A 22830-nucleotide genomic window follows, 5' to 3' on the forward strand; every position below is an offset into this window, starting at 1 on the left:
GGCTGATCAGCCCCGCGACGGGTCGCGTCAGGCTCGGCTAACCTGGCGAACCGGGGTTGAAAAGCACGGGGGACCGAGTGCCGAAGGCGCGCCGATGATCTTCAAGGGTGTCCGCGAGGGCAAGCCGTATCCCGACCACGGGTTGAGCTACCGCGACTGGTCGCGCATCCCGCCGCGGCAACTGCGCCTCGACGAGCTGGTGACCACCACCACCGTGCTGGCGCTCGACCGGCTGCTGTCGGAGGACTCGACGTTCTACGGCGATCTCTTCCCGCACGCCGTCCGCTGGCGCGGGGTCGTCTACCTGGAGGACGGCCTGCACCGCGCGGTGCGTGCGGCGCTGCGGAACCGGATCGTGCTGCATGCCCGCCTGTTCGACATGGACGTCCCGCTGGCCGCCCAGCAGGGTTAGGCGCGGCCGCACCGGCCAGACGAACGCGAAGCGATCCCGGACGATGACGCCTTGTCCGGCACCGCGGCCGACCCTACGTTTCGGTGCATGACCACAGTGCTGATCACCGGCTGCTCCTCCGGCTACGGTCTGGCGACCGCCCGCCGGTTCCTCGACGAGGGTTTCGACGTCATCGCCACCATGCGCACCCCGCGCACCGACGTGCTGCCCCGATCGGAGCGGCTGCGGGTGACGGCGCTCGACGTGACGTCGGCGGAGAGCATCGCCGCCGCCGTGGCCGGCAGCGGCCCGATCGACGTCCTGGTCAACAACGCGGGCATCGGCGCCGTCGGCGCGTTCGAGGCCACGCCGATGCAGACCACCCGGGAGTTGTTCGAGACCAACACCTTCGGCGTGATGGCGATGACGCAGGCCGTCGTGCCACAGATGCGCACCCGGGGGTCGGGCGCGATCGTGAACGTCACCTCCAGCGTGACACTGGCCGCGATGCCGCTTGCCGCGGTGTACACCGCCAGCAAGATGGCCGTCGAGGGGTTCACCGCATCGCTGGCGCTCGAACTCGGGTTCTTCGGCGTGCGGGCCAAGCTGGTCGAGCCGGGCTACGGACCCTCGACCAGCTTCACCGCCAACGGCATGCACCGGATGGACGGGGTCATCCCGCCGGCCTACGAGCCGTTCGCCGCACCGATCATGGCCTCGTTCGGCGCGGCAGAAGCCACGACCACCCCGGAAGACGTCGCAGAGGTCGTACTGTTCGCCGCCACCGACACCTCCGAGCGGCTCAGGTACCCGGCGGGCGCGGACGCGGTGGCGCTCGCCGAATCGACCGCGGGGGTTTAGCGTCTGGGGGTGGGCACACCCGACACCGCGGGCACCGCCCCGGGACCGGTCGAGGAACTGCTCGCCCTGCTCCGACCGGAGGCAGTGCTGTCGAAGGTCATCGACGGCGCAGGCAGCTGGGGCGTCCGCAAGCCCCGCTACGGCGACCCTGCGTTCTGCGTGATGCTGCAGGGAACGTGCGTGCTGGAAGCCGACGGTCTCGACGCCATCGACCTGCACGACGGCGATTTCCTGCTGCTTCCGGAGACGCCGGGCTTCACCCTGAGCGCGAGCCGCGGCGTCGAACCCGTCCCCACTCCACTCGATCACGGCCGCCGCACCCGCCACGGCGGCGCATCGGAGCCGGTGACGATGCGCATGCTCGGCGGGTACTTCCGCGTCGATCCCACCAACGGGCCACTGCTGGTGCCGCTGTTGCCGCCTGCCGTCCTGGTGCGCCGCGACGAACCCGGCTCGGCGCGGCTCAGCCGGATCGTCGAGCTGATCGCCGAGGAGGCCGACGGCGAAAGTCCCTGCCGCGAGACGATTCTGCAGCGGCTCGTCGAGGTGCTGCTGATGGAGGCGATCCGGATCGCCCCGACGCCCGTCGACGGGGAGCAGCGCGGGCTGATCGCGGGACTGTCCGACTCCGTACTGGCGCCCGCTCTGACGCAGCTGCACGCCGACCTCGCTCGTGGCTGGACGGTGCAGCACCTCGCGCGCGCCGCATCGGTGTCCCGCGCGGTGTTCGCGCAGCGATTCGCCGACATCGTGGGGATGCCGCCGATGCAGTACGTGCTGCAGTGGCGGCTGGCCACGGCCAGGGAACTGCTGCGGTCCGGACGGCTGTCCACGGCCCAGATCGCCCAGCGCGTCGGCTACCAGTCCCCCACCGCGTTCAGCACCGCCTTCGCCCGGCACACCGGTTGCACGCCAACCGAATACGCCCGCCGGATGCAGCGGGACGGCAGGCCGGACTAGCCGCCCGCGGCCGCCATCGCCTCGCGCAGGCTCCTCGGCCGCAGGTCCGCCCAGTTCTCCTCCACGTAGGCCAGGCAGTCGGCGCGGGTGCTCTCGCCGAACACCACCCGCCACCCCGCGGGCACCCCGGCGAACGCGGGCCACAGACTGTGCTGGTCCTCGTCGTTGACCAGCACGAAGAACTGGCCGCTGTCGTCATCGAAGGGGTTGGTGCTCATCGCTTCTCCTGATCGATCGTTGCGTGGACGGTTCGAATCCGGCGCCCAGAACGCGGTCGGACAACAGCCCGAGGCAGCTGAGGTTGGGGAAGCCCGGTCCCTGGGTCAGCCCGGCCAGGCCGGGCAGGAACAACTTGGGCGCGAGATGGTCCACCGACAGGTCGTCACCGATCGACTCCTGCAGCGCCTCGCCGGTGAGTGGACCGCCCAGCCCCAGCTCCAGCAGGTCCAGCGCCTCCTGGCGGAACAGCGGCACGAACCACAGCGCATCGGCGCCCGACCCGTCGATCACCAGGTCGAAGCCGTGCACCGTCTCGAGCCGCTCACCGACCCGGTCGGTCTGCAGGGTCAGCCGGATCCGGTCGTCGCGGGCCACCGCGTGGGCCACCCGGCCGCGCAGATGACGAATGCGGTCGTCGGCGAGCAGTGCCTCCTGCACCCGCGCCGAGAACACGCCGCGGTCGGTGCGCAGCATCGCGTCGCGGCGCTCACCCAGCGTCAGTCCGGCCCAGTGGGTGGGGTCGGAGTACAGCGTGTTCTCGAAGAAGCCCTCGCCCCGAGTGAACAGGGTGACCTGCGGTGAGATCACCGTGATCGTCGAAACCCGGTGCCGGAAGAGCTCGTTGAGCATCGTGGCGGCCGTCTCGCCACCACCGATCACGGCGACGCGTTCGGCCGCGATCAACTCGTGTGCTGCGGCGCGGTGCCAGAACTGGGCGATCGAGAGCACCCGCGGGTTGCCCGGCAGGATCGAGCGCTCGGCCTGCCCGGGACCGGTGATCATCAGCGCGTCGGCCTCCACCGCCGTCTCGCGGGTCTCCAACACCCACCGCGCGGTGTCGGCGCCCGCGTCCACGGTGATACCGGTGACCTCGCCGTTGACCACGCTCATCCCGACGTTGTCGGCCACCCAGCGCAGGTACTGGCTCCACCTGCGGTGCGTCGGCGCCGGCCGGCCGCGGTCGATCCACTCGGCGAACTGACCGGTCGACACCAGGTAGGACTGCCAGCTGTGGCGCATCATCCTGACGTCGAGTTCGGCGTTGCGGCGCGGCACCAGCGAGGACCGGTAGGGGAACCCGACGTCCTTCTCCGGGCTGGTGCCCAGCCGATGCTGGCCGTCGGTCCATCCCCCGCTGGCCTGCCAGTTGGCGGCCACCGCGGTGCGCTCGATCGCCACCACGCCCGGCACGTCGACGCCCATGTCGCGCAGTTCGGCAGCCTTGGCGGCCACCGCGACGCCCTTGGCGCCCGCGCCGATCACCGCCAGTGTGCGGCTCATGCGGTCATTCCTCGCATACCTTTCTCAGCGCCTCTTGCCAGAACCCTTGCAGCACTTCGACATCGCCGGGGTCCAAGATGTCCGGCAGCGTGCGCCACTGCGTTGCCAGCACGGGGGCCGCGCCATCAGAGAACACCACCGCGTTGAGTGTCAGCTCGTACCGGACGGCGAGGTCGGGCTCCGGCAGCTGCGACGCCCCGGCGGTGAGTGTGCGGTCGGGTTGCATGTCGCCGGTCACCGCTCCGAGTTCCGCGCGGCCCAGGTAGTTCAGCAGTAACTGGGGTTCGCGGTGGGCCCGCAGTCGCGGTGCGGTGTCGGCCCGCAGGTAACGCAGCAGCGCGTAGTCGATGCCGTCACCGGGAACGGCCGCCAGGTCCGCCGCGACGTCGGCGCCGATCCGCAAGGGATAGATGGCCGACATCAGCCCGACCGTCTCGCCGGTGTCCACATCGCCCGCGCCGCCGTCGACGACCGCGTCGACCCGGCCGAAGGACTCCAGCGCCAACAGCGGCGGCGGCGTGTCCTGCCCGCGGTGACGGCGCCACCGGGTCACGGTGTCCGCCGCCGCGGCCGCCAGCAGGTGGGCCATCGGCCGGTCGGCCGAGAGCAGCCGTGTGGTGTCGTGGGCGTCGGTGACGCAGACGCTCACCGTGAGGTCGCGGGCGCGGTCGGTGCGCGGATCGACCCGCCGCGCACCGAGATCGGGGTCCGCGCCGGCGAGTTGCGCCTCCCAGAAGTCGCAGGTGTCGAGCCGGTGTGCCCGCTCGTGCAGCAGTCGCGACCACCGCCGGTAGCCGGTGTGCTCGAGCGCAGGCGTCGGTTGCCTGCCCTCGGACAGCGCATGCCAGCCCGCGTCCAGTTCCCCGACGACTATGCGCCACGACGCCGGGTCCATCGCCAGCACATGTGCCGACAGCACCAGCACGCTGGCCGCAGAAGCATTGTCGCGCAACCACACCGCGGACAGCAGTGCGCCGCGTGACGGGTCGAGCCGCTCGACCGAGGTGCGGGTGTGTTCGGCGACGGCGTCGACGAGCGGGCCGCTCACCGACACCTCGGTGAGGAAGTCCTCGACCGCGCCCGGCACGAAGGTCATGGTGTCGCGGTCGAGCCGGCAGCGCAGCATCTCGTGGCCGTCGACGACGGTGCGCAGCAGGGTGTGCAGATGGTCGACGGTGATGCCGTCGGGCAGCCGGATGGCCTCGGTCTGCGCCAGCCGCCGTGGGTCGCCGTGCTCGTAGAGCCAGTGCACGTTGGCCAGCGCCGGGATCGGGCCGTCTCCCTCGTCGTCACCCCGGTCGGCGCCGGCCGATTCGCCGTCCACCGCGGCGGCGAGCTCGCGGATGGTGCCGCATTCGAGCATCAGCCGCGCCCGCAACGCGACACCGCGCCGCCGGGCGGCCTGCACGACCGACAACGCGACGATGCTGTCGAGGCCCAGCTGCAGCAGGTCGGCGGTGACGTCGACCTGCCGTCCGGTCTGCAGGATGTCGGCCAGCACCTCGGCCAGCGCGATCTCCGTCGCGGTCTCGGGCGTGGCGACCTCGTCCTCGGGTTCCTGTGCGAGAGCGGCCAGCGCGGGCTCGTCGACCTTGCCGTGTGGCGTCAGCGGCAGCTCGTCGATCAGCACGATGCGGTGCGGAACCATGTAGCGCGGTAAACGTTTGGTCAGCATCGCCCGCAGTTCGGGGACGGGGGGCTCCGGGTAGGCGGACACGTACGCGGTCAGCCGCGGCCCGCTGCGGTGGTGTCGCACCGCCACGTGGGCGTGCCGCACCGCGGGGTGGCCGTGCAGCACCGCCGCGATCTCGGCGGGTTCGACGCGGAACCCGCGGATCTTGACCTGGGCGTCGGAGCGGCCGAGGAACTGCAGCGACCCGTCGGTCGAGCGGCGCACCACGTCACCGGTGCGGTACATCCGTTCTCCGGCGACGAACGGGTCGGCGATGAACCGGCCCGACGTCTCGCCCATCCGGCCGAGGTAACCGCGGGTGAGTTGCCCACCCGCGAGGTACAGCTCGCCGGTGGCGCCGTCGGGCAGCGGGCGAAGCCAGGAGTCCAGCACGTAGGCGCGGGTGGGCCCGGTGGGCAGACCGATCGTGGGCGACTCGTGGTCGGCGATCGCGGCGACGACGGCCTCCACGGTGGTCTCGGTGGGGCCGTAGCAGTTGAAGGCCGCCATGCCGGTGCGGGCGCACTCGTCGCGGATCAGGTTCCACGCCGGGATGCCGACCGCCTCGCCGCCGAGGGCGAGCACGCCCAACGGCACCGCGGACAACAGGCCGAAGGCCCGAAACTGGGCGAACATCGACGGCGTGGTGTCGATCAGGTCGATGCCGAAGCGAGCGATCGTCGCGACCAGCGCCTCGGCGTCGCGCTGCACGTCGTCGTCGACGATGTGCACGCTGTGCCCGTCGAGCAGGGCCGCCAGCGGCTGCCAGGCCGCGTCGAAGGTGAACGACCAGGCGTGCGCCACCGAGAGGGTGCGGCCCAACCTGTCGGCCGCGGGCCGCAGCACGCTGCGGGCGTGGTCCTCGGTGTAGGCGAGCACCGCGTCGTGGGTGCCGACCACGCCTTTGGGCCGCCCGGTGGTGCCGGAGGTGAACACGACGTAGGCGGCCTGACCGCGGTGCGCGGTCACCGGCCGGACACCGGGGGACGGTTCGGCGGTGCACTCGGCGAGCAGCGCGGCGTCGAGGACGAGCGCGGCGCCGCTCTGGGTGACGATGTCGTCGACGCGGCCTGCGGGCATCGCCGGGTCGAGCGGCACGATCACCCCGCCCGCCTTGAGCACGCCGAGCATCGCGATCACGTAATCCGGTCCGCGTGACAACAGGATCGCCACCGGTGTCTCGGTGCGCACTCCCCGCGCGGCGAGCGCGGCGGCCAGCCGGTCGGCGGCCTCGTCGAGTTCGCCGTAGGTCAGCCGGCCGTCGGTCCATGTCACCGCGACCGAATCGGGCCGCGCCCCGGCGACTTCGGCGAATCGGACGTGCACGCCGCCCGCCCCGCCGGGCGCGACCTGCGTCGTTTGGGCGGCGGCCTCGCCCTCGATCAGCACGCCGACGTCGCGCAGCGGCCGCTCCCAGCAGACGACGAGCCGCTGTGCGGTGGCCAGCACCCGCCTGCCGAGGCTCTCCGGAGTCATCGCGCCGAGCGCCCCGTCGATCACTTCGACGAGCACGGTGAGTTCCCCGTCGGTGAGGTGCGCGGCGACGGTGACCGGGAAGTGCGCGAGACTCTCGAGCGCCGCGGGCCGGAACCGCGCGCCTGCGGCCTCGAACTCGCCGCTGCCGACCAGTCCGCCGGGCGGGAAGTTCTCGTAGACCAGCAGGGTGTCGAACATCTCGCCGATGCCCGCGATCGACCGCAGTTCGGCGTGCGCCAGGTAGCTGTGGTCGCGCAGGGCGGCGGCCTCCCGCTGCAGGGCGACGCACTGGGCGCCGACGCGCTGCACCGGGTCGAGCCGCACCCGCAGCGGAACGGTGTTGACGAACAGTCCCACCATCGACTCGACACCCGCGAGTTCCCCCGGCCTGCCGGACACCGTCACCCCGAACACCACGTCGCTGCGGTCGGTGAACGTCGAGACGATGTTCGCCCAGGCCATCTGGACCAGCGTGTTGAGGGTGACCCCGCGGGTGCGTGCGGCCTCGGCCAGCGCGGCGGTGGCTGCGGCGTCCAGCCGGACCTCGGTGCGCCGCGGCATGCCGCTGGGCGGCTCGCCGTCAGTGAGTGCCGGGGTGAGCAGCGTCGGCCCGGGCAGCCCGGCGAGGTGGTCGCGCCAGAGCCGGCGGCTGCCTTCCTGATCGCGTCCGGCGAGCCAGCCGATGTAGTCGCGGTACGGACGCGGCGGCGCGGGCAGCGCCGTGGCGTCCCCGCCCGACCGGTAGAGCGCGATGAGCTCGCCGACGAACAGCGGCAGCGACCAGCCGTCGATCACGATGTGGTGCGCGACGATCACCAGACGCCAACGCGGACCGGGCATCTCGACGAGCAGGAAGCGCATGGCCGGACCGCGGCCGAGGTCGAACCGGCGCCTGCGGGCATCGGCCTCCAGAGCCTCAACCTCGTGGGGCGACGCGGTGACATGCCGCCACGGCACGTCGACGCGGCTCGGGACCACCTGCACCACACGGGACGTGCTGCCGGCGCGGACGAAGCTCGCCCGCAGGTTGGGATGGCGTTCGAACATCGCCGTGGCGCAGTCGCGCAGCAGTGTCGCGTCGAGGTCGCCGGTGATGTCGGCGGCCATCGCGATCAGGTACGGGTCGGCAGTCCCGGTGCCCTCGCCGGTGTCGCCGTCGTCGCTGTCGCTCAACGTCGTCAGCGAGTACAGCCCCTGCTGCAGCGGGCTGAGCGCGAGGACGTCCTCGAGCGTCGCGGTCACCGGGCGTCGTCCCCGGTGGCCGACCACGACAGTGTGAGGTCGGCCAGTTCGTCGGCCGACAGCCCCGACGCGCTCATCGCCTCGTGGTGGACGTCGCCGCGCTCGACGTCCTCCCCCGCCGCGTCGAGCGCGCCGGCGAGCTCGTGCACGGTCGGGAACTCGAAGACCATGCGTGCGGTCAGCCCGAGGCCGGCGTCGCGGGCCCGAGCCGCCAGCTGCACCGCGAGGATGCTGTCCCCACCGAGCGCGAAATAGTCGTCGCCCCGCTGGATCTCGTCGGCCCCAAGCACCTCGGCCATGATCGACGCGAGCGCCTTCTCAGTGTCGGTGCGGGGTGGTTCGGCGGCCACCGCGGCGGTGTGCGCCGGGACGGCGTCGTCGACGGTGCCGGCGCGGCCGAGGAGTTCCAGCCGCCCGTCACCGGTCCACCGACCGCGTTCACCGGACCGGTACAGCCGCGAACCGGGTTGTGCGCCGGTGTGATCCGCCACGAACCGGGCGGCGGTGACCGCGACGCCGTCGCACTGGCCCACCGCGACCGGACCGCCGCGGTGGTACACGTCGCCGACCACGCCGATCGGCGCCGGGTTCAGCGCGTCGTCGAGCACCACCAGCTGCCCGCCGCCCCACTGCGAGAGTTGTTGCCGCTCCTGCTCATCGGTGATCTGCAGGCTGCGCAGGCGCTCGTCCGGCCGGTCGGCGAACGCGTCGACGACATGGCCGAGCCACGATGCGAACCTGCGCGCGGTGGCCGGGTCGTACAGCTCGGTGCGGTAGATGACGTGGCCGCGGCACCCCTGCTCGGAGACGAAGAAGTTCAGCGACAGGTCGGCATGGGCCACGTCGAACGTGGGCTCGATCGCGGAGAACGCGGTGTCACCGTCCGGCCCGCTGTCGATGACCTGCCCGTCGGGCAGCTGCTCGCGGACGTGCACCACCACCCCGAACAGCGGGTTGCGCGACACCGATCGGACCGGGCTGACCGCGTTCACCACCTGGTCGAACGGCAGGTCCTGGTGCGCGTACGCCGACAGTGCCATCTCCCGGGTGCGCACCAGCAGATCGCGCAGCGTCGGGTTGCCGCGAAGGTCGTTGCGGAGCACCAGGATGTTGATGAAGAACCCGACGAGCCGGTCGAGTTCGGGTTCGGACCGGCCTGCCACCGGCGTGCCGATCGGGATGTCCTCGCCGCCGCCCGCCTTGTGCAGCGCCACGGCGACCGCCGCCTGCAACAGCATGAACTCGGTGACCCCGAGTTCGCGGGCGAGCGTGATCAGCTTGTCCCGGGTGGCGCCGTCGAAGCCGAACTCCACCGCGCCGGCGTCGCCGCCGAGCACCCGCGGCCGCGGGAAGTCCGGGCGCAGGCCGGATTCGGCGGGCGTGCCCGCCAGCTGACGCACCCAGTACTCGCGCTGTGCGGCCATCGACCCGTTCTCGTCGGCCAGAATCTGGCCCTGCCAGGCGGCGTAGTCGGCGTACTGCACCGGTAGCGGCGCCCAGTCCGGCGCCTGTCCGCCGCGCCGCGCGAGGTAGGCGGCCACCACGTCGCCGAACAGCACCGCGGCCGACCAGTGGTCGCCGGCGATGTGGTGGACCATCAGCGACAGCACGTGCTGGCCGGGCGCGCTGAGCACCGCGGCGCGCAACGGCCATTCGTACTCGAGGTCGAAGATGTGGCGGCGTTCGCGGTCCAGTTCGGCCTGCACCCAGGCGTCGTCGTCACCGCGGGCGCGGCGGACCCGCAGCTCCCCCGCCGCGTCGATCACCTGATGCGGCACGCCGTCGATCTCGCGGTAGGTGGTGCGCAGGATGTCGTGCCGGTCGACGACGTCGCGCACGGCGGCCACCAGTGCGTCGACGTCGACCGGCCCGGACAGCCGCGCCGCGAACGGAATGTTGTTGACCGGGTTGGGCCCGTCGACACGGTAGGTGAACCACGTGCGCAGCTGCGACGCCGACAGCGGCGCCGGTCCGTCGTGTCCGGTGGCCACCAGGCGCGGCCTGCCGTCGTCGGCCGCGGCGCCCGCCATGCCGTCGATGTGCTCGGCCAGGCCGGCCACGCTGCCGAGTTCGAAAACCTCCCGCACCCCGAGTTCGACACCGAACTGCGAGCGCACGGAGGCGACCAGCTTGGTGGCGAGCAGCGAATGCCCGCCGAGGTCGAAGAAGGAGTCGTCGGCGCCGATGCGGTCGCGGCCGAGCAGCTCGCCGAACAGGCCTGCCAGCAGCTGCTCGGTGGGGGTGGCGGGCTCCCGGTAGTCGGTCTCGGAGACGATCTCCGGGTCGGGCAGCGCGGCGCGGTCGATCTTGCCGTGCGCGGTGATCGGGATCTCGTCGAGCACCACGTATCCCGCGGGTGTCATGTAGTCCGGCAGCGCCGCGGCGACGCGGGCGCGCACCCGGTCGACGTCGACGCCGTCGGTCTCCGCGGCGGGCGTCAGGTAGGCGACCAGACTCTTGCCGAGCCGGGGCAGGTCGCTGACCACCACGACGGCCTGCCCGACGCTCGGGTCCACCGAGATCGCGGCGGCCACGTCGCCGAGTTCGATGCGGAATCCGCGGATCTTGACCTGCTCGTCGGCGCGGCCGACGAACTCGACGTCGCCGTCGGCGTTGCGGCGGGCCAGGTCACCGGAGCGGTACAGCCGCGCACCAGGAGTGAACGGATCGGCGACGAACCGCTCGGCGGTCAGGCCGGGGCGGCGGTGGTATCCGTGCGCCACATGCGTTCCGCCGATGTAGATCTCGCCGATCACCCCGACGGGCACCGGCTTGAGGTTGTCGTCGAGCAGCTGGATCTGCGTGTTGATCTTGGGCCTGCCGATCGGCACGATGCGGGTGCCCTGCTTGCCCTCCACCTTGTAGCGGGTGGCGTTGATGACCGTCTCGGTGGGCCCGTAGAAATTGTGCAGCAGCGCGTCGAACGTGGCGTGGAACTTGTCGGCCACCTCGCCGGGCAGCGCCTCGCCGCCGATCGGCACCCGGCGCAGGGTGCGCCACTGGTTGACGCCGGGCAGCGACAGGAACAGCCCCAGCAGCGACGGCACGAAGTGCATCGAGGTGATGCCCTCGTCGCGCAGCAGGTCGGTCAGGTAGCCGATGTCGCGCAGCCCGTCCGGCCGCGGGATCACCAGGCCCGCACCGCAGATCAACATGCCGAAGATCTCGCCGATCGACACGTCGAAGCTCGGCGAGGCGACCTGCAGCAGCCGCTCGGAATTGTCGATCTCGTATTCGTCGCCGAACCAGACGAAGAACTCGCCGACCGGCCGGTGCGGCACCGGCACGCCCTTGGGCCGGCCGGTGGTGCCCGACGTGTAGATCAGGTAGGCGGTGTTGTCCGGCTGCAGCGGACGGACACGGTCGGCGTCGGTGGGGTCGTCGCCGCGGTAGCGCTCCAGTCCGGTGACCGGCTCGCGCAACACGAGTCTCGGCTCGGAGTCCTCGAGGATGAAGTCGAGCCGGTCCTGCGGGTAGGTCGGGTCGACGGGCAGGTACACCGCACCCGCCTTGACGATGCCCAGCGCGGTGATCACCAGTTCGGGCGACTTGTCGAGCAGCACGGCGACGCGGTCCTCGGCGCCGATGCCCTGCTCGATCAGCCAGTGCGCCAGCTTGTTCGCCGACGTGTTGATCTCGCCGTAGCTGTAGGTGCGGCCCTCGTAGATCACCGCGACCGCGTCGGGTGCGCGGTGCACCCGGTCGGAAACCAGGGCGGGCAGCGTGGCGGGCGGAGTCGAGAACTCCTCGCCGTAGCTCACCTCGCGCAGCCACCCGGCGCCCGCGGCGTCGAGCAGGTCGAGGTCGGAGAGTGGGCGGTCGGGGTCGGAAAGTGCGCTGTCGAGCAGCGTCGCGAAGTTATCGAGCAGCTGGCGGGCGAGCTGCTGGTCGAGCACCTCCACCAGATGCTCGGCCTCGACCAGGATCTCGTCGGCGCCGAACTCGACCATGAAACCGAGGGGCAGCTGGGTCACCTGGCTGCGCAGCTCGGCACGCTCGCAGCGCACGCCGTCCGGGGCGAAGCCGCCGCCGTCGGGCTCGCGGAATCCGAAGCTGACCCGGGTCATCCGTTCCGTCCCGTATCGCCGGTCGGGGTTGAGCTCGCGCACCACGCGGTCCAGATTCACCCGCTGGTGGGCGAAGGCGCCGAGCGCGGTGTCGCGGGTCTGAGCCAGCAGTTCGCGAAACGTCATGCCCGGCATCGGCCGCTGCCGCATCACCACCGTGTTGCCGTGGTAGCCGATCACCTCGTCGGCGTCGCCGTCACGGTTGAGCACCGGGGCGGCGACCAGGAAGTCGTCGGCATGGGTGTAGCGGTGGATCAGCCCGCCGAACACCGCGAGTAGCACCATGTACGGCGTGCAGCCGGTCTCGCGGGCCAGCTCCGCGACCCGTCCCGCCACGCCGCCGGACAGCTGCCGCGTGCTGCGCTGAGAGCGCCAGCTGGTGGGCACCACCGAGCCGGTCGGGCCCGGCAACTCGAGCGGTTCGGGCATCGCGGCCATCACCGTGCGCCAGTAGGCCAGGTCGGCCTCGGTGGTGTCGGGTCCCGCGGTGCGCGCGGGCCGTGGCTCCGCGGCCGGCTCGGCGCCGTCGTACGCCCGGGTCAGGTCGGCGAAGAAGACGCGCCAGCAGCCGTCGTCCCAGGCGATGTGGTGCGCCACGAAGAGCAGCACGTACTCGTCGGCACCGGTGCGCGCCATCGTGATCCGCAACGGCGCGTCCTTGGTCAGGTCGAACGGCGCGGCGAACTCACGCTGCGCCAGCACCTCCAGCCGCAGCCGCCTGCCCTGCTCGGACATCTGCGACAGGTCATGCTCGGCCCAGCCGGGACGCAAATCGTCGTGCACCTCGAGTGCGGGTTCGCCGTTCTCGCCTGCACGGTAGGTGGTGCGCAGCACGCTGTGGCGGCGGGCGACGGCATCGATCGCGTCGTGCAGCCGTGCCGGGTCGACGTCGCCGCGCAGCCGGTAGGACAGGCAGATGTTGAGCAGTGCGCCGCCCGGGTCCAGCTCCTGCACGAACCACATCCGCCGCTGCCCGTCCGACAGTTCGTCGGCGGGCCCGGTCGCTGCCTCCGGCACCGACCGCAGGCCCCGCTCGGCGAGCTTGCGCCGCAGCAGTTCCAGCCGGTTGTCGTCGAGGCCCGCCTTGTTCGGCACGCGGGTGTGCTCAGTGGTGTCAGTCACGAGAAGCGTTCACTTTCTCTGCTCTGTCGGCCGGCTCGCCGGCCCGGTCGAGGTCTGCGATCAGCTCGGTGCCGGTGATGCCGCCCAGCAACCGGGCCAGCGGAACCGACCGGCCGGTGGCGTGCTTGATCCGCTTGCGCAGATCGAGGGCCAGCAGCGAGTCGACGCCGAGGTCGAACAACGACGCGTCGAGGTCGAGCGCCGTGGCGTCGGGCATGCTGAGCACCGACGCGAGTTCCGCCCGCACCGCGGCGCGGGTATCGGTGGCGCCGACGTCGCTGTCAGCACCCGAGACGTGTTGAGCCGCACGTTGGCTCGCGAAGAACAGCCGCAGCCGGTCGGCGTCGGCGGAGTAGATCAGCGGGTCGCCGTGATGGTCCCGCAGGCTCGCCTCGATCGCCGCACGCGGGGCCATCGGCAGCAGTCCGGAACGCTCGATTCGGGCGGTCTCGCCGGCGTCGACGACACTCGTGCCGTCCGCGGCCCACAACCCCCACCGCACCGACACGCACGACCGCCCCGACGCGCGCAGCCGGGCGGCGATCGCGTCCAGCATCCGGTTGGCCGCGGAGTAGGCGGCGTGTCCCCGCCCGCCCCACACCCCGGACACCGACGAGCACAGCAGGATCCGGGCGTTCGGTCGTAGCGGCCAGAGCTCGCCGACGGCCGCGATGCCGGAGACCTTCGCGGCGAAGGCCTGCCCCAGAACGGTCCGGTCGATGTGGTCGCGGGTGGCGAAGCCGGCGGCTCCGGCGGCATGCACCAGCAGCGAGGCTCCGCTGCCCGCGAACTCGGCGGCGGTCGCGGCCAGCTGATCGCGATCGGTGATGTCACAGGGCGGCGCGATGACCTGCGTGCCGTGGTCGCCGGCCACCGAGGCCAGCACGTCGGTGTCCGCTCCGCTGCGGCCGAGCAGCACGATCCGCCGGGCTCCGTGTTCGGCGAAGTAACGCGCGAAGTGCAGGCCGACCGCGCCGGCGCCGCCGGTGATCACCACGTCGTCGAGCAGGCCGGAGTCCAGCGGCCATGCCTTCGGATGCGTTGTCGTGGCGGGCAGTTCGCGGCGGTACAGCACGGCGCCCCGGAGTGCGGCCTCGGGTGCTTCGGTGAACAGCGTCTCGGCCACGGCCGTGGCCGTCGCGGCGTCGAGGTCGCCCGCGGGCAGGTCGAGGTGGCGGAACGTCTGGTCGGGGTGCTCGAAGCCGATGCTGCGGTGCATGGCCGCCAGCGCCGCCGGTGCGGGCAGCGGCGAAGGGTCGTCCGCGATGACCCGTTCGGCGCCCGCGGTGACCAGCCAGACGTCGCGGCACTGCGGCCCGGCTGCGGCGGCGTAGTCCAGCAGGCCGTCCGCGACGCGTCCGGTCAGCTCCCCGGCCGCCGCCGCGGCGTCGGTCTGCTCGGAGACGGGGGCGACGACGACGAGCATCTCGGCGCGGTCGGCAGGCCCCACCGTCACCGCGGGGTGTCCCTCGATCGCCGCGCGCAACGGGCCGGCCAGCGGGTGGCCGGGTTCGGGTGTCAGCACCGCGACGGTCCGCGGGGCGGTGGCCGATGTTGTGGGACCGACCGTTTCGCGCCAGAACTCGGCGGCGATCGTCACCGGCGCGGTCGTCGCGGCCGCCGTGGTCGCCGCGCGTTCGGGCGCCACCCACATGTGCGTCGTGCGCATCGGCGCGTTCGGGAAGTCGCGCAGCGGCCGGGCGTCGCCGACGAGATCGGCCCAGCGGTAGCGGGCGTCGGTCACCGCGGCGGCCGCGATGTTGGCCGAGAGTCGGTCGACCAGATCCGCGTCGCGGTGCCCGGAGCCGACGAGGGCGGCGGGCCCCGTCGCGAGGCCGAGGGTGTCGAGGGTGTCGCCGATCGCGAACAGCAGTGCCGGATGCGCCGACAGCTCGACGAATGCCTTCGCACCACATCGCACCGCCGCCTCGACCGCGCGGTCGAAGCGCACCATGTTGCGCAGGTTGCCGTACCAGTAGTCGCCGAATTCCGTGCCCGCCGCCACCACGTCACCGGTGGCTCCGCCGATGAACTGCATCGGGCCGTCGCCGAACCGGGCCTGCGGCAGTGCGGCCGTGAAGTCCTCGCGCAGCGGCTCGAGCACGCTGGTGTGCACCGGGAAGTTGACGGTGATCTCGCGGGCGAACCCGCCGCGCGCGGAGACCGTGCCGACAGCGGCGGCGACGGCGTCGCGATCGCCCGACACGGCGACCGACGCGCCGGCATTGATCACCGAGAGTTCCAGCCAACCAGGGGTTTCCGCGATCAGCTCCTCGGCGACCGCCGCCGTGAGACCGAGCGCGGCCACCGCATATCTGCCGCGCATCCGGTCGGTCACCGCCGCGCGGGCGCCGACCACCGCGACGGACTCGGGCAGGGTGATGACGCCGGCGAGGTGCGCCGCGGCGATCTCGCCGAGGCTGTGGCCGACGGTGAGGTCGGCGGCGACGCCGCAGGCCCGCCACACCGCGGCGAGCGCGACTGCGTGGACGAACTGTGCGCCCTGGATCTCGATCTCGCCGAACGTATCCGGGTCACCGGCGGTGGTGAGGTAGCGCAGCGGCGAGGTCAGCCCGGCGGCGGTGAAGGCGGCGGCGCACCTGTCGGCCTCGGCGCGGTAGGCGGGCAGGCGGTGGTAGGCGTCGGCGCCCATCGCCGGCCACTGGCTGCCCTGGCCAGGACAGACGAACGCCAGCCGCGGCGTCGCGTGCTCCGCGGAGCGGGCCACCAGCGGATGGATCTCACCGGCCGAGAGGGCGTGCAGCCCGTCGAGGAGCTCCTCACGGTCGGCGGCCCGCAGCACCGCGCGGTGACGGCGCAGCCGGCGGGTGCGCAGCAACTGGCCCGCCACGTCGGCGACCGAGGTGTCCGGCCGGGTTCGCAGGTAGCGCGCGACGGCCGCGGCGTCCACGCCGACGAGATCGGGCGCATGTGCGCTGAGCAGCACGGGGACACGGCCGTCCGGCCAGGTGATGACGGGCATCAGGCCACCCGGGCCCCTGCGTCGGGCATCGCCACGACGACGTGGGTGTTGGTGCCGCTCATCCCGAATGCCGACACCGCGGCCAGCCGCCGCCCGTCGACGGCCCCCCAGGGGCCGAGCTTGTCGGCCAGCCGGATACCCTGCGTGTCCCAGTCGATCTCGCTACTGGGTTGGTCGACGTGCAACGTGGGCGGGATGGTGGCGCGTTCGGCCGCGAGCAGCACCTTGGCCAGCCCCAGGCCGCCTGCCGCGGCTTGCGCGTGGCCGATGTTGGACTTGACCGAGCCGAGCAGCGGTCCCCGGCCGGGTTCGGTGGCGCCGTAGGTGCGCGCCAGCGAGCGCAGCTCGGTGCGGTCGCCGAGTCGGGTTCCGGTGCCGTGGCCCTCCACCAGGCCGATGTCCTCGGCGCGCACGCCGGCGTGCGTCAGCGCGCGGCTGAACAACCGTGCCTGCGCGGCACCGCTCGGCGCCGTCAGCCCGGTGGTGCGGCCGTCCTGGTTCAGGCAGCTGGCGAGGACCTCGGCCAGGATCGGCCGACCGCCACGACGGGCGGCCGACCGGCGCTGCAACACGAACATCGCTGCGCCCTCGGCCCATACGGTGCCGCTCGCGTGCGCGCTGTAGGGGCGGCAGTGCCCGTCGTCGGAAAGTGCTTGCTGTTTGGAGAACTCGACGAAGTAGCCCGGCGATCCCATCACGGCGACGCCACCGGCCAGTGCCAGGTCGCAGTCCCCCGCGCGAAGCGACTGCACGGCGACGTGGAACGCCGCCAGCGCCGACGAGCACGAGGTGTCGACAGTGAGCGCCGGCCCGGTGAGGTCGAGGGTGTAGGCGATCCGGCCGGAGATCACGCCGAGCGAGGTGCCGGTGATGAGATGGCCGCTGTGCTCGGAGAACCGGGTCATGTCCGGTCCGTAGTCCAGTACCGATGCGCCGACGAAGCAACCGGCGTCGTGGCCCGCGAGGTCGTCGGGGTTGATGCCGCTGTTCTCCAGCGCCCGCCAGGCCAGCCGCAGCGCCACCCGCTGCTGGGGATCCATCGCGACGGCCTCCCGCGGCGAGACCCCGAAGAATTCAGCGTCGAATGACGCTGCGTCCGTGAGGAAGCCGCCGAGATCATGGATCGCCTTGTAGCCGTCGCGCCGTGCGAAGAGATCGGGCAAGTCCCAGCCGCGGTCGGTCGGGAACGGGCCGAGTGCCTCGCGCTGTTCGGACAGCAGCGACCAGTAGGCGTCGGCGGAGTCGATGCCGCCGGGAGCCTCGAGCGCCATGCCGACGATCACGACGGGATCGTCCGCGCCGTCCACGCCGTCAGAGGTCATCGGCGCCCATCAGTTCGGCGAGCAGATCGGTGTGCTCGTTGAGATAGAAGTGGCCGCCGTCGAGCAGCGAGAGGGTGAACGAGTTCTCGGTGTGGATCTCCCAGGCGCGCAGCTGGGCCTCGGTGATCCGGTGGTCGCGGCGGCCGCCGACGGCGTTGATGTCGGCCCGCACCGTCACCCCCGCGTCGCAGCGGTAGCGGTTCCAGGCCAGATAGTCGGCCCGGATCGCCTGCAGCAGCAGCGCGACGAAGTCCTCGTCGTCGAGCAGGCGCGGATCGGTGCCGCCGAGGTCGGCCAGTTCGGACAGCAGGCCGTCGTCGGTGGTCGGCATCGGCCCGGACGCTTCGACGGTCGACGGTGCCTGCCCGGCCGACACCCACAGCTGGCGCACGTCGACGCCGTTGCGCTCGGCGATGCGGGCGAACTCGAACGCCACCACCGCGCCCATGCAGTGGCCGAACAGCCGTAGCGGGCCGAGCCGATGCCACTCCCCCGCCCGGAACAGGTCGCTCGCGAGCTCGGTGATGGTCTCCGCCGCCGGATGGGTGAGGCGGTCTGCGCGCTGCGGGTACTGCACCAGATAGGTGTCGATTCCGTTTTCCGACAACGCTTTGGCGAGTCCGCGGTAGGCGATTGCCGCTCCGCCCGCATGCGGGAACACCACCGTCGTACCTCGTGAACCGTCCGCCGGGAAACTTTTGACCCAGGGTTCGAACGTCAACTGCTGCTGGCGTACGCCCGTCATGGAGCCGAAGCGTCGATCGGCGGCAGGAAAGTCAGCGGGTAATCGACCGCGGCGCGGGCGTCCGCCCGGTCGGCGACGGTCACACCGACTCCGGCGAGCAATGCGGCGAACACCTCGCGCACCGACTCCTCGCAGTCCAGTCCCGGCGACACCGTCCGACGGCCGTGCGGATCGGCCGGAGCGCTGCCGATCGCACGCAGCAGCGCGGCATGGCTGAAGGTGGCGTTCGGCAGGATCGCGGCGGGTTCGGCCGGGCGTGGCGACACGACGGCGAAGCCGGCCTCGGCCGCGCCGATGCGCAGTGCTTCCCGCACCGTCAGCGCGGGCATGAATGCAGGAGGCAGGTCACCGCACACCAGCGCCATCCGCGCCACGCCGCGGCGCATCGCCGACAGTGCGGCCTCGGCGGGCAGTCCGGCGGGCACCGGCAGGTAGATCGCGCCTGCGGCCAGCGTTCCGAGCACCGCCGGGATCTGTTCCGCGCAGGCGGTGCCGACGACCGCGACCACGTCACCGGGTGCGACGCCGGCGACCGACAGTGCGGCGGCGATCGCGCGGACCTCGTCGGAGAGTCGCCCGAAGGTGGTGCCGCCGGTCGCGCCGGTCACCGCCTCGCGATCGGGCACGGAGGCAGCGACCACGAGGACGCGTTCGTGCAGCGACGCCATCTCCGCAGCGGTCACATCGCCGGGACGGGTGATCGTCATACCGTGAGCCACAATGCCTCCATGGATTAGCAAAGGCTGTCCTAAATTGCTGAGGCTACCCTATGTTCGGCCACCCGAAAATAGGTACCCCGGTCGCCCGAGCCCGCCGCGTGACCGCATCCGACCTGCGGCTATGGCCGCCGCCGGGGCGTCGAGCCCAGTCCGGTCAGCTCACCGACTCGGCATCCAGCGCGGTCGCCACGTCGGTCCCGTCCATCCCGGCGACCTCGAGGTAGAGCTCAGCGACCTGGTCGAGCCGGTCACCTGCCGGTTCCCGCGCCGCCAGCACTTTTGCCAGCGCGGCGACGGTGCGGGTGGCGAAGACGTCGGCGACCATCACGGTCGGGGTGTCCAGCCAGTCCCGCACCCGGGCGACCAGCTGGGTGGCCAGCACCGAGTCCCCGCCGAGCGCGAAGAAGTCGTCGTCGGCACCGACCTGTGCGCGGTTGAGCAGCACCCCGACGATGTGGGCGAGCGCCGACTCCACGACGGTGGCCGGTGGACGGTGAACCCGCCCGGCGGACAGGTCGACGTTCTCGAGGATGCGGGTGATCGCCGCCCGGTCCAGCTTGCCGTTGCCGGTGAAGGGGATGCGGTCGGCGATCACGATCGCCTGCGGCACCATGTGGGCGGGGACGAGCGCCGCCATCGCGTCAGTGACGGCCTCGGCGGTCAACCCGCTGTGATCGGCCCGCACCAACGCAGCCAGCACGTCGCGGCCGCCCGGTGCGGCGACGGGGGTGACCACGGCGACGTCGACCCCCGGCACCCGCCGCAGCGCCGCCTCGACCTCGCCGAGTTCGACCCGATAGCCGCTGATCTTGATGCGGTGGTCGGCACGGCCGACGAACTCGAGCGTGCCGTCGGACTGATAGCGCACCAGGTCACCGGTGCGGTACCAGGTCCTGCCGTCGTGTTCGACGAACTTCTCGGCGGTCAGGTCGTCACGGCCGCGGTAGCCGCGGGCGATGCCACGCCCGGAGACCCAGAATTCTCCGGGCACCCAGTCCGGACAGTCCCGGCCCCGCCCGTCGACGACGCGTACGACGTTGTTGGGCAACGGAACACCGAACGGCACCGACGACCAGTGCGCAGGCACCTCGCCGGTGACCTCGCAGATGGTGTTGTGGGTGGCGGTCTCGGTGGCGCCGCCGAGACCGGCGACGCGCACCCCCGGCGCGGCGGCGCGCAGCGCTCGCACCATCTCGGTGCGCACCCAGTCACCGCCGGTGGGCACCACCCGCACGGTGGGCAGCCGCGCACCCTGTCCGGCGACCACCTCCACCAGCATCTCCAGCCATCCGGGCATGAAGTGCAGGACAGTGACGCCGTGCTCGTCGATCAGCCGCACCCAGGTGTCGGGGTCGCGCCGGTGCCGCTCGTCGACCACGACGATGGCGCCACCGGTCCGCAGGGTGGCGAAGACGTCGAGCACGGAGATGTCGCACTCCAGTGTGGACAGCGCCAGGCAGCGGTCCGCCGGGCCGATCCCGAAGTGCCGGGTGATGAACTCGACGGTGTTCATCGAGGCGTCGTGGGTCACCTCGACGCCCTTCGGCTTTCCGGTGGATCCGGAGGTGAACAGCACGTAGGCCAGCGCCGACGGATCCGACGGGGCCGGTTCGGTGTCGGCGGCGCGCGCCGCACCCCGGCGCACGGCCTCGGCGACGGTCAGGGCGGGCACCGGCAGTTCGGACGCCTCTGTGCCGCAGACCAGGGCGAGCGCCACACCCGCGGTGTCGAGGATGCGAACCGCCCGGTCGGCGGGCTGGTCGGCGCCGATCGGCAGGTACGCCGCGCCCGCCGCGTGGATGCCCAGCAGCGCCGGAATCTGCTCGTAGGTCTTGGGTCCCGTCACCGCGACCACGTCGCCTGCGCCCACCCCGTGCTCGCGAAGAGTCGCGGTGACCGCCAGCACCTGTTTTCGCAGCTGCGCGTAGGTGAGGTCGACGGCACTGCTGAACACCGCGGGCGCATCCGGGGTGGCCGCGGCGGTGCGGAAGAAGCCGTCGTGCAGTGCGTCTCCGCCGGCCGGGGCCGTGGTCGCGTTGACCGCGGCGCGCACGGCAGCCTGCTCGGCGGCGACGGCGGGCGGGTCGGCGGCCTCCCAGGCCGCGTCGTCGGCGGCGAGCCGGCACAGTTCGTCGAGGTGGTGGTCGAACATCGCGTCGACGACGCCGGGCCGGAACGCGTCGGCCCGGACGTCCCAGTTGATCATCAGCCCCTCGGCCACAGGAGTGGCCTGCGCGTCGATGTAGACCTGCGGGCCCTGGGAGATCGTCCACACCGGGCTGCCGAACTGGTCGGTGACGTCGCCGGCGAACAGGTCACCGAGGCCGAGCGCGCTGGTGTAGACGAACGGCACCAGCGTCTGGGTGCCGCGGTGACGGGTGAGGTCGCGGATCACCGACAGGCCGGAGTAGCTGGAATGGGCGGCGGCGCGGTGCAGCGCCTCCTGCACCACCCGGGCGCGCGCGCCGGCGGTACCCGCATCGGACAGGTCGAGATCGAGCATGAGCGACGAGGTGAAGTCGCCGACCAGCTTGTCGACGTCGGGGTGGAACGGTTCGCGCCCGAACATCGGCAGGTTGAGCAGGAAGCGCTGATTGACCGACCACCGCGCCAGCGCCCCGGCGTAGGACGCGCCCACCGCCATCGCCGGCGTGATGCCGCGGCGGTGCGCGGCGGCGAACAGCGCGTCGCGCGCCGCGACGTCGAGGATGCGCCACTTGCGGATGCTGCGCCGCGGGTTGCGCTGCTCGGCCCGCGGCACCAGCGGCAGCGTCGGCGGTTCGGGCAGATCGGGGATCCGCCCGGCCCACCAGTCGCGGTCCTCGTCGGTGGGCCCAGGCGCCGACGCCGTCAGCGCTGCCCGGTACTCGCGGTAGGTGTACTGCAGCTCGGGCAGATCGCGGCCGAGGTAGAACGCGGCGAGGTCGGCCATGAAATTGCGGTAGCTCACCGCATCGGCTGCCTGCATGTCCATGTCGACGTGCAGCCGGGTGCGCCCGCCGGGCAGCAGCGACAGGCCGATCTCGAGCACCTCGCCGAACAGCAGCTGGTGGGACTTCGCGTCGCGGATCTCCTCCAGCCGGGCCTCCGCCGCATCGACGGCGTGCTCGCGCAGATCGTGCACGGTGACCGGCAGGTCGCGGTCGCTGATGCGCTGGGTGCCGTCGGGCAGGATCTCGACGCGCAGCATGGGATGCCGCCGGGCCAGCCTGCTCGCCGCCTCCTGCAGGCGGCCGGGATCGACTCCGGCCCCGTCGAATTCGACGTAGAGGTGGCCGGCGACACCACCGAGCACCTGGTCGTCGTTGCGGCCCACCCACATCGCATGCTGGATCGGCGCGAGCGGGAACGGCTCGTCGGGGTCGGTGGGCTGCACCGGCGGCGCCGGCCGCCGCGCCTGGACCCGGGCCTGCGCCTGGGCCCGCGGACGGAAGCGAGACACCAGTTCCGACCACGCCTGCACCGTGGGATCGGCTGCCAGCGCGGCGAACCCGACGTCGATGCCCTGTTTGCGCCAGCGTCCCGACAGCGACATCATCCGGATCGAGTCCAGACCGGAGGCGATCAGGTCGGCCTGCGGGTCGAGGCTGTCCGGGCTGATGCCGAGGAGCTCGGCGACCTCGTCGCGAACGGTCGCGGAACTCGTCGCGGCGTCACCCACGTGATGCCTCCCCAGTGGCTATGAGATTTAGTACAGGCTGCCCTAACTCGCAGCAGGCTACCTTATATTCGGTGCACCGAACACACCTACCCCGATGGGCGGATTCCAC

Annotated in this window: 12 protein-coding genes; 3 read left to right on the forward strand and 9 right to left on the reverse strand. The window is 72.1% G+C overall.

What is annotated here, in order from left to right; all coding sequences use genetic code 11:
• The first annotated feature begins 94 nt into the window (after positions 1-94).
• The 3 genes from AB0K11_RS21755 (at position 95) to AB0K11_RS21765 (ending at position 2212) form a co-directional block, all read left to right on the forward strand.
• A complete protein-coding gene (locus AB0K11_RS21755) occupies positions 95-412 on the forward strand; it encodes a type II toxin-antitoxin system VapB family antitoxin (protein WP_264011527.1) in 318 nt (105 codons plus the stop codon).
• Between the two features lie 87 nt (positions 413-499).
• The gene (locus tag AB0K11_RS21760; RefSeq protein ID WP_364981573.1) at positions 500-1252 is read left to right on the forward strand and encodes an SDR family oxidoreductase; all 753 of its coding nucleotides are present in this window, start codon (positions 500-502) and stop codon (positions 1250-1252) included.
• 9 nt (positions 1253-1261) lie between these two features.
• On the forward strand, positions 1262-2212 hold the full coding sequence (locus tag AB0K11_RS21765) for an AraC family transcriptional regulator (RefSeq protein WP_364981576.1): 951 nt from the start codon (positions 1262-1264) through the stop codon (positions 2210-2212).
• On the opposite strand, the gene AB0K11_RS21770 is transcribed toward AB0K11_RS21765, so the two are convergent.
• The 9 genes from AB0K11_RS21770 to AB0K11_RS21810 all read right to left on the reverse strand — a co-directional run bounded on the left by AB0K11_RS21770 (position 2209) and on the right by AB0K11_RS21810 (position 22721).
• Positions 2209-2430, reverse strand: a complete 222-nt coding sequence (locus tag AB0K11_RS21770) for an MbtH family protein (RefSeq protein ID WP_269893304.1) — start codon at positions 2428-2430, stop codon at positions 2209-2211. The two genes, AB0K11_RS21765 and AB0K11_RS21770, sit on opposite strands and share 4 nt — an antisense overlap.
• Positions 2408-3712, reverse strand: coding sequence for an NADPH-dependent L-lysine N(6)-monooxygenase MbtG (gene mbtG / locus AB0K11_RS21775; RefSeq protein WP_364981580.1), 1305 nt, complete (start codon positions 3710-3712; stop codon positions 2408-2410). The genes AB0K11_RS21770 and mbtG overlap by 23 nt, the downstream gene beginning before the upstream one ends.
• A gap of 4 nt (positions 3713-3716) precedes the next feature.
• The gene (locus AB0K11_RS21780) at positions 3717-8102 is read right to left on the reverse strand and encodes an amino acid adenylation domain-containing protein (RefSeq protein WP_364981583.1); all 4386 of its coding nucleotides are present in this window, start codon (positions 8100-8102) and stop codon (positions 3717-3719) included.
• A complete protein-coding gene (locus AB0K11_RS21785) occupies positions 8099-13291 on the reverse strand; it encodes an amino acid adenylation domain-containing protein (RefSeq protein WP_364981586.1) in 5193 nt (1730 codons plus the stop codon). Before AB0K11_RS21785 ends, AB0K11_RS21780 begins: the two co-directional genes overlap by 4 nt.
• Entirely contained in the window at positions 13284-16274 is a 2991-nt protein-coding gene (gene mbtD, locus AB0K11_RS21790) for a mycobactin polyketide synthase MbtD (protein ID WP_364981590.1), read from the reverse strand. Before mbtD ends, AB0K11_RS21785 begins: the two co-directional genes overlap by 8 nt.
• On the reverse strand, positions 16274-17596 hold the full coding sequence (locus AB0K11_RS21795; RefSeq protein ID WP_364981593.1) for a polyketide synthase: 1323 nt from the start codon (positions 17594-17596) through the stop codon (positions 16274-16276). The genes mbtD and AB0K11_RS21795 overlap by 1 nt, the downstream gene beginning before the upstream one ends.
• Positions 17586-18341, reverse strand: a complete 756-nt coding sequence (locus tag AB0K11_RS21800; RefSeq protein WP_364981596.1) for a thioesterase domain-containing protein — start codon at positions 18339-18341, stop codon at positions 17586-17588. The genes AB0K11_RS21795 and AB0K11_RS21800 overlap by 11 nt, the downstream gene beginning before the upstream one ends.
• Positions 18338-19048 carry an AMP-binding protein gene (locus AB0K11_RS21805; RefSeq protein WP_364981599.1) on the reverse strand — a complete coding sequence of 237 codons (711 nt, stop codon included), beginning with the start codon at positions 19046-19048 and terminating at the stop codon, positions 18338-18340. Before AB0K11_RS21805 ends, AB0K11_RS21800 begins: the two co-directional genes overlap by 4 nt.
• Positions 19049-19214: 166 nt before the next feature.
• Complete coding sequence (locus tag AB0K11_RS21810; protein ID WP_364981602.1) at positions 19215-22721, reverse strand: amino acid adenylation domain-containing protein; 3507 nt, start codon at positions 22719-22721, stop codon at positions 19215-19217.
• Between the last annotated feature and the right edge of the window lie 109 nt (positions 22722-22830).

The organism is Mycobacterium sp. NPDC050551 (genome assembly GCF_040674075.1).
In the GTDB taxonomy this organism is placed as follows: domain Bacteria; phylum Actinomycetota; class Actinomycetes; order Mycobacteriales; family Mycobacteriaceae; genus Mycobacterium.